Origin of the sequence: Microbispora amethystogenes (assembly GCF_016863015.1) — a bacterium.
Classification (GTDB): Bacteria; Actinomycetota; Actinomycetes; order Streptosporangiales; family Streptosporangiaceae; genus Microbispora; species Microbispora amethystogenes.
This window is the reverse complement of record NZ_BOOB01000078.1, coordinates 1-9,006: the sequence shown is the minus strand read 5'-3', so window position 1 is coordinate 9,006 and position 9,006 is coordinate 1. Positions and strand designations below refer to the sequence as shown.

The following is a 9,006-nucleotide window of genomic DNA, read 5'->3' as shown; positions in this document are numbered from 1 at the left end:
CCGATCCCCGCAGCGAGCCCGGGTCGATGCCGGCCCGCTCGATCGCCTCCCACGAGGTCTCCAGCAGCAACCGCTGCTGCGGGTCCATCGTCAGCGCCTCGTTCGGGGAGATCCCGAAGAAGGCCGCGTCGAACTCGGCTCCGTCGTACAGGAAGCCGCCGCCCTGCGCGTACACCTTGCCCGGCGCGCCGCGCTCGGGGTCGTACAGCGCGTCGACGTCCCAGCCGCGGTCGGCGGGGAACTCGGAGATCGCGTCCACGCCGTCGGCGACCAGCCGCCACAGGTCCTCCGGCGAGGCCACCCCGCCGGGATACCGGCAGGCCATGCCGATGATCGCGATCGGTTCGTCCGCCCCGGGCGCGGTCCCCGATGCGGCCGATGGGGCCGCCGGGACGGCGGCGGACGTGGCCGCCGGGGCGAGCAGTTCGGCCAGGCGGTTCGCCGCGGCGCGGCTCGTCGGATAGTCGAAGATCATTGTCGCGGGGAGCCGGAGACCGGTGGCCGCGTTGAGCCGGTTGCGCATCTCCAGCGCGGTCAGCGAGTCGAAGCCCAACTCCTTGAAGGCCCGGTCCGGCTCGATCGCGTCGGCCGACGAGTGCCGGAGCACGTCCGCGACGCAGGTCCGCACCAGGTCGAGCAGCGTACGGCCGATCTCGTCGGGCCCGAGGCCGGCGAGCCGGTCGGCGAGCGAGCCGTCGGCCGTCCCGGTGTCGCGCGCGGCCCGGCGCGGCGGCCGCCGCACCAGGTCGCCGAGCACGGTGGGCAGCGCGTCGGCGGACGCCTGGGCGCGCAGCCCGGCCGCCTCCAGGCGGACCAGGGCGAGGTGGGCGTCCCCGGCGGCGAGCGCGGCGTCGAACAGGATCAGTCCCTGCTCGGGGGTGAGCGGCGGAAGCCCGTCGCGCCGCAGTCTCCGCGCGTGCTGCTCGTCGAGCGCGTCGGCCATTCCGACCCCGGTCCACGGGCCCCAGGCCATGGAGGTCGCCGGCAGGCCCGAGGCGCGCCGGTGGGCGGCGAGCGCGTCGAGGAACGCGTTCGCCGTGGCGTAGTTGGCCTGCCCGGCGGCGCCGATGGTGCCGGCGACCGAGGAGAACAGGGCGAAGACGGCCAGGTCGAGGTGCTCGGTCAGCTCGTGCAGGTGCCAGGCGGCGTCGGCCTTGGGCCGCAGCACGGCCTCGAAGTCGTCGGGCGTGAGGGTGGCGAGCACCCCGTCGGAGAGCACGCCCGCGGTGTGCACGACGCCGGTGAGCGGGTGCCCGGCCGGAATCGCGTCGATGACGGCGGCGAGCGCGGCCCGGTCGGCCACGTCGCAGGCCGCGATGACGACGTCGGCCCCCAGGCCGGTCAGCTCCTCGCGAAGCTCCGCGGCGCCGGGCGCGGCGTCGCCACGGCGGCTCGTCAGCACCAGGCGGCGCACGCCGTACGCGGTGACGAGGTGCCGGGCCACGCACCCGCCCAGGCCACCGGTGCCACCCGTGATCAGCACCGTTCCGTCCGGGTCGAGCGCCCGTCCGCCGGGCACCGGAGCGTCGAGCGCCCCGCCGTCCACCGTGCCGTCCGCCGTGCCGTCCACCGTGCCGTCCTTCTCCGGGACGACCGCCAGGCGTGGCACGAAGAGCTCGCCGTCGCGCAGCGCGAGCTCGGGCTCGCCCGTGGCGGCGGCGCGGGCCAGCGTCTCCGGGCCGACCTCGGGATCGTCGGTGTCGACCAGCACGAACGCGCCGGGGTTCTCGGCCTGGGCCGCCCGGACGAGGCCCCACACGGGCGCCTGCGCCAGATCGACGGGACCGCCGTCCACGGCGACGGCTCCCCGGGTGACCAGCACCAGCGGGCCGGTCGCGGCCCGCTCGTCGGCGAGCCGGTCGCGCAGCGCGGCGAGCACCTGCCGGACGGTCTCCCGCACATCGCCCGGCACACCACCGCCGGACAGGACCGGGCAGTGATAGACGGCGACCTCGGCACCCTTCGCGGATACGTCGGCGGGCGCGGAGACCGGCCGCCAGACGATCCGGTACGGCGAAAGCGCCTTCGTCTCCGCCGCCGGAGCCAGCTGCTCGGCGGAGACCGGCCGGCTGACCAGCCCCGCCACGGTCAGCACCGGACGGCCCGCGGCGTCGGCCGCCTCCAGGCGCACCGCGTCCGGCCCCTCCGGCGTCAGCCGCACCCGCAGTTCGGTGGCCCCGACCGCGTGCAGCGTGACGCCGGTCCACGCGAACGGCAGAACGGTGTCGCCCGACCCGGTCACCAGGGCCGTGTGCAGGGCGGCGTCCAGGGCGGCCGGGTGCACCGCGAACCGCTCGGCGTCGGCGTGGGCCTCCTCGGGGAGCCGCACCTCCGCGAACAGTTCGTCGCCGCGCCGCCAGGCCGCCCGCAGGCCCTGGAACACCGGGCCGTAGGCGTACCCGCGATCGACGAGCCGGTCGTACGCGCCGTCGAGCGCGATGGCGGTCGCGTCGCGCGGCGGCCAGGCCGCGAGGTCGGCGCCGTACGGCGTCTCGGCACCGTCGCGCAGCGCGCCGGACGCGTGACACGTCCACGGCCCGTCGGGGTCGTCGTCCCGGCGCGAGTGGACGGCGACCGGGCGGGCGCCGGACTCGTCGGCGGGCCCGACCACGACCTGGACCAGCACGCTCTCGTCGTCCGCCAGAATCAGCGGCGCCTGGATGGTGAGCTCTTCGAGCACCGGGCAGCCGGCCTGCTGGCCCGCGGTCAGCGCCAGGTCGACGAAGCCGGTGCCCGGCACGAGCACCGTGCCGAGCGCGTCGTGGTCGGCCAGCCAGGCGTGGGTCTTCAGCGAGACCCGGCCGGTGAACAGGTGCCCGTCGCCGTCGGCGAGGGCGACGGCGGCGCGCAGCAGCGGGTGGTCGATGGGCTCCTGGCCCAGCGCGGTCACCTCGACGGCCGACTCCGGGTTCTGCCAGTAGCGCTCGCGCTGGAAGGCGTACGTCGGCAGGTCGACCACGCGCGCGGCGGGCCGTCCGGCGGTCCAGTCGACCTTCGCCCCGCAGACGTGCGCGTTCGCGAGCGAGGTCAGGAACCGGGTGAGGTCGCCCTGGTCGCGGAGCAGCGACCCGACCACCGCGGCGTCGGCCTCCTCGGCCTCGAAGGTGGCCTCCACGCCGTGCCGCAGCACCGGGTGCGGGCTGCACTCGACCCACAGGTCGAACCCGTCCCGCAGCAGCGCCCGGGTGGCCTCGTCGAACCGTACGGTCTCGCGGAGGTTGGTGTACCAGTACTCCGCGCCGAAGGCGGTGGTGTCGGCGAGGTCGCCGGTCACCGTGGAGTAGAACGCGACCGACGCGAGCCGGGGGGTCACCGGGGCGAGGATCTCGATGAGCCGCTCGCGGATGGCCTCGACGTACTGGGAGTGGGACGCGTAGTCGACCGGGATGTTCTTGGCCCGCAGGCCCTCGCCGGTCAGTTCGGTGAACAGTTCGGCCAGCGCCTCGGGGTCTCCGCAGACCACCACGGAGCCCGGGCCGTTGACCGCGGCCAGGCACAGCCGCCCGCCCCAGCGCTCGATGCGGGCGGTGGCGGCCTCCGCGCCGAGCGGGACGGACATCATGCCACCCTGTCCGGCGAGCTCCTCCCCGATCAGCCGGCTGCGCAGCGCGACCACCCGCGCGCCGTCCTCCAGGGACAGCGCGCCCGCCACGACGGCCGCGGCGATCTCGCCCTGGGAGTGGCCGACGACGGCCTCGGGGACGACCCCGTTGGCCCGCCACAGCTCGGCCAGCGACACCATGACGGCCCACAGCACGGGCTGCACGACGTCGACCCGGTCGAAGCCCGGCGCTCCGGGCTCGCGCCGCAGCACGGCGAACAGGTCCCAGTCGACGAACGGCTCCAGCGCCCGCGCGCAGGCCGCCATCCGGCCAGCGAACGCGGGCGCCTGGTCGAGCAGGTCCGCCGCCATCCCCGCCCACTGCGACCCCTGGCCGGGGAAGACGAAGACGGGGCGGCGGGTCACCGGCGCGACACCGGTGACCACCTTGGCGTCGTTCTGGCCGGCGGCGAGCGCCGCGAGGCCCGCGACCAGTTCGTCCCGGCCGCCGCCGAGGACGACGGCCCGGTGCTCGAAGCGGGCGCGGGCCGTCGCGAGCGAGTGCGCGACGTCCGCCGCCTCCAGCTCCGGGAGGGCGTCCAGGTGGGACCGGAGCTGCCCGGCCTGGGCGCGCAGCGCCTCCGGGCTCTTGGCCGACAGGATCCACGACGTCACCGGCGAGCCCGTCGTGGGCTCGCCCGGGGTCTCGCTGTCGGTCTCGCTATCGGAAGCGGCCGGAGACTCGGCCGCCTGTTCGATGATCACGTGAGCGTTGGTGCCGCTGACGCCGAACGACGATACCGCGGCACGCCGCGGCCGGTCGACCTCGGGCCAGGGCGTCGCCTCGGTCAGCAGCCGGACGTTGCCCGCCGACCAGTCGACGTTCGGGGTGGGCGTGTCCACGTGCAGGGTCCTCGGCAGCAGCCCGTGCCGGATCGCCTGCACCATCTTGATGACCCCGCCCACACCGGCCGCCGACTGGGTGTGCCCCAGGTTCGACTTGAGGGAGCCCAGCCACAGCGGACGATCCTCAGGACGGTTCTGGCCGTACGTCGCGATGATCGCCTGGGCCTCGATGGGGTCGCCGAGCTTGGTGCCGGTGCCGTGGCCCTCGACCGCGTCCACGTCCGCGGGCGACAGCCCGGCGTGCTCCAGCGCCCGGCGGATGAGCCGCTGCTGCGACGGCCCGTTGGGCGCGGTCAGCCCGCTGCTCGCGCCGTCCTGGTTCGTCGCCGTCGCGCGCAGCACGGCCAGCACGGGGTGACCGTTCGCCCGCGCGTCCGACAGCCGCTCCAGCAGCAGCACGCCGCAGCCCTCGCCCCAGCCGGTCCCGTCCGCGGCCGCCGCGTACGACCGGCACCGGCCGTCCGGGGAGAGTGCCCGCTGCTTGCTGAACTCGACGAAGGCGTCCGGGCTCGCCATCAGGCACACGCCGGACGCGAGGGCCAGCGTGCTCTCCCCCGCGCGCAGGGACTGCGCGGCGAGGTGCACCGCGACGAGGGACGACGAGCAGGCCGTGTCCACCGTGACGCAGGGGCCCTCGAAGCCGAAGACGTAGGACACCCGGCCCGAGGCGACGGAACCGGTGCCCTGCGCGTCGGCGTAGTCGTGGTACATCATCCCGGTGAACACGCCCGTGGCGCTGCCTTTCAGCGTCCCCGGGTCGATGCCGGCCCGTTCGAACGCCTCCCAGGTGGTCTCCAGCAGCAGCCGCTGCTGGGGGTCCATCGCCAGGGCCTCACGGGGCGAGATGCCGAAGAAGGCCGCGTCGAAGTCACCCGCGTCGTACAGGAACGCACCCTCACGGGTGTACGCCTTGCCGGGTTTGCCGGGTTCCGGGTCGTACAGGTCCTCCGGCCAGCCGCGGTCGGCGGGGAACGCCGAGGTCGCGTCGACCTCGTCGACGACCAGGTTCCACAGGTCCTCCGGCGAGGCCACCCCGTGCGGGTAGCGGCACGCCATCCCCACGATCGCGACGGGTTCGCCGGAGGTCCGGTGTTCCAGCTCGGCGAGCCGTCTCTTCGCCTCCCGCAGGTCGGCGGTGGTCCGCCTGAGGTATTCGAGCAGCCTCTCCTCGTTGCCCATTTCTTCTCCGCGAGGTCCCTATGCCGAGGTCTGGGAAACGGCCGAATCAGCGGGTGCGGCGTCGAGGACGCCGGAGAAGCCGGGATACTGCGCGATCGCCTCTTCGGCGGTCAGCGGCGGCAGCTTCGGTCCACGCATCATCGCCACCAGCAGCGGCAACGTCATCATCTTCTTGGGTGTGATCACCAGGGACGCCGCGCTGTAGGTCGCGCGGGCCATGGCGGGGTGCTCGGTGACCACGCGGCCCCACCGCGCGGCCATCTTGAGCTGCGACGCGCCGCCGCGGAGGGTCAGGTTGGTCCGCACGTTCGGGAACCACCGGTCCTGGCCGATCGCGACCTCCCACCAGGGCTCGCCGGCCTTCGCGATGCGCTGCTGCGCCCGCCGGGCCAGGCCCTCGGTGAACCCCGTACGCTCCACTTCCTCCCGGAGCGCGAGCGCGCCGAAGGCCGAGATCGACATCCCGGTGGCGTAGTTGGGGTTGAGCGTCATCGCCGCGTCGCCGAGCACGACGAAGCCCTCCGGGACGATCCGCTCGAAGTGCCTGCGCCGGTTGGCCAGGCCGCGGTAGGCCCGGATCTCGCCGAGCGGCGTCGCGCCCACGAGCAGGTCCGCGATGATCGGGCTCCGCATGCTGCGGGCGAAGTCGAGCCAGCCCTCCTCGTCGGTGGGCGGGTGCGCGCCTCTGGTGCCGATCAGCGCGACGATCCAGCGGCCGTCCTCGTTGGGGAGCAGCGCGGCGCCGCGGCCGGGCTCTCCGGTGCTGTTGTCGGCCTGGATCAGGATGCCCGGGAAGTCGTCGCCCGCGGACGGCGGCGCCAGGAACGACCGTCCCGCGTACGCGAAGCCGGCGTCCAGCGTGTCCTCGGCGACCTCGGGCAGGCCCAGGTCGGTGAGCCAGCGGGGAGAGTCGGATCGGCGGCCGGCCGCGTCCACGACGAGGTCCGCCTCGATCGTCTCCTCCGGCCCGCCGTCACGCTCGACGCGTACGCCGGTGACCCGGGAGGCGTCGCCGGTCAGCCCGACGACCTTGGCCGACTGGATCAGGGTGATCCGGTGGTAGCTGAGCGCCTGGCGGCGTACGACGTGGTCGAGCAGCGGGCGGCTGCAGGTGACGACGAAGGGGTCGCCGTCGAAGCGCCGGCTCCAGCCCTGCGGGGACAGCATCGCCATCCGCTCGCCGATCCGCAGGTGGTGCGCCCCGTGCGCGTAGAGCAGGTCGGTCGTCTTGGGCAGCAGCGTGTCGAGCGCCATCGCCCCGCCGCCGAACAGCATGTGGTTGTGGTGGCCCTGGGGAAGCCCGCGCCGCTGGGCGGGCGAGCTGGGAAAGGTGTCGCTCTCGATGATGGTGACCCGGTCGACGTGGCGGGCGATCGCAGTCGCCGCCAGCATCCCGGCCATCCCACCACCGATGATCGCCGCGTGGGTCATCGTCGCACTCCCCGGCTTCAGACGCTCGCCGCTCGGCGCTGGGCCTCCTGCTCCAGCGCCGCGAAGGTGTGGTGCATGTCGCGTGCCATGCCCTTGGCCCAGAACAGCTTGAAGACCGGCGTGAACCAGCCGGTCAGCTGGACCCGGCGGGTCACCCTGACCTGTCCGGCGCCGATCTGCTCATAGGTGTTGGTGATCGCCATGGCCCCGCCGGGCATCGGCGACTCGGTCGAGTACTCCTTGCCGGGGATGACCGCGACCACCTTGAACGGGCCTCCCGGGGCGCCGCGCGGCTTGGTCCAGCCCTCCGCGCCCGGCACGAAGTCGCCCTCGAAGCGCGACACGTCGACGTGCGGGTCCCAGCTCGCCCACGAGGCCGGGTCCGACACGGTCTCCCAGACTGAGGCGATGTCGCCGGTGATGGTGGCTGACTCCGTAAGGCTCAGCATGAGGTACCTCTTCACTCATCAGGGTTCTTCGGGTGAGCTGGCCGTCGACCACGGCGGCGAACGCTCATTTGCTGATTCATTGAATCGGGATGCAACCCCGAACCGCCAGAGGATTCGCCCCCTATCATTGGCTTAGCAGGGATAGGGGTCAATTGTCCTTTTCAAGGGGAAACGCCCTGTGCGGCGCCCGGGGGAAATCGCCCGCATAATGGGGTTAATAGTGGGAGTGTGCGCGATATTCATCGCCGGCCACTCCATGCCCTGCGCCTGACACCGGCCAGGACCGCGGACAGCCGCCGGCTCGCTCACAGGACGGCCGGGGCCGGAGCGCCACCCCCGAGGCGCTCTCCCCCGCGGCCGTCGTCGCGCCGCCGTCCATGCTCGCGCGGCCCCCGTACGCGCCGTCGTGACGTGGCAGCCGTGCGTGCGGCCGTTGGCCCTGCATGCGGCCGTTGTTCAGGGTGCCGGGACGCCGATCGCCCTGACGGCCATCGCCGGGCAGGGTACGGCGTGGTGGTGCCAAACCCGATGACGGGCCTGGTGCCGAGCCCGATGACAGCCCCGCTGATGGGCCTGGTGACGGGCCTGGTGACGGACGCGGCGATGCGCCGCGTGGACGGTAGGCCGGTGACTCACACCGGGTTGCGGACCACACCGGCCTCCCTGGCCGGCAGGGCGAAGTCACGCTGGTACCACAGCAGCGGGGTGCCGCCGACGTTCAGTCGCGTCGCCACCATCGACCCGACCAGCAGGTCGTGGTCCCCCACCGCGAGGGTGCCGCTCGACACGCAGCGGAAGGCCGCCTTCGCGTCGAGCAGGCAGGGCAGGTCGGAGTCGGGCCAGTAGCCCAGTTCGCCGCCCGCGAAGCGGTCGACGCCGTGGGTGGCGAAGGTCCTCGCCAGGTCGCGGTGCTGCTCGCCCAGGACGTTCACCACGAACTCGCGGCAGGAGGTGATGGCCGCGTGGCAGCTCGATCGGCGGTCCACGCCGACCAGCAGCAGCGGCGGCTCAAGGGATCCAGACGTGACGGAACTGGCAGTGAAACCCCAGCGACGCCCATTCTCGTCCACTGTCGTGACGATTGTGAGCGGTGCCACGAGTTCCGCCATCGCCTGGCGAAAGGCGCCTGCGTCTATAAGTGATTCCACTTGCATTGTCACGATTTGAGTTTCACATCATGCCATCGTCGGGCACATCCCCTGCCGACCCCTAACACCGACCGGAATTCGGCCGCAGGCGGGGCGCGGGGAGCCCACGGCGGCAACGATGGCGGCGATCCGGCGGCCGGACAACCCCTACCGGGACCACCCCTGACAGACCCTGCAGATGCGCCCGCCGTGCCCCAAGATGGACCTCCGACGCTTTCTCCCGCGGCGCCGGGCCGCTTAACTGGCACCTTGACATCATCCCCTCCTTGAGGAGGGGATTCCGACCGTCGCCGGTCGGGCTTCCTGCTTCGTTGCCGGTCGCCTCGTCTGAGAGGGCTCTCGTTGAGGTCTC

Annotated in this window: 4 protein-coding genes; all 4 read right to left on the bottom strand. The window is 73.5% G+C overall.

The genetic code is table 11. From position 1 onward, the window contains the following. A partial coding sequence (locus Mam01_RS35500; RefSeq protein ID WP_204289604.1) for a type I polyketide synthase occupies positions 1-5,626 on the bottom strand: 5,626 nt, incomplete at its 3' end. An 18-nt stretch (positions 5,627-5,644) separates the two neighbouring features. Then, complete coding sequence (locus Mam01_RS35495; RefSeq protein WP_204289603.1) at positions 5,645-7,057, bottom strand: NAD(P)/FAD-dependent oxidoreductase; 1,413 nt, start codon at positions 7,055-7,057, stop codon at positions 5,645-5,647. Positions 7,058-7,074: 17 nt separating this feature from the next. Next, positions 7,075-7,506, bottom strand: coding sequence for an SRPBCC family protein (locus Mam01_RS35490; RefSeq protein ID WP_117408109.1), 432 nt, complete (start codon positions 7,504-7,506; stop codon positions 7,075-7,077). Positions 7,507-8,138: 632 nt separating this feature from the next. Beyond that, positions 8,139-8,615, bottom strand: coding sequence for a flavin reductase family protein (locus tag Mam01_RS35485; protein ID WP_239101865.1), 477 nt, complete (start codon positions 8,613-8,615; stop codon positions 8,139-8,141). Positions 8,616-9,006: the final 391 nt, after the last annotated feature.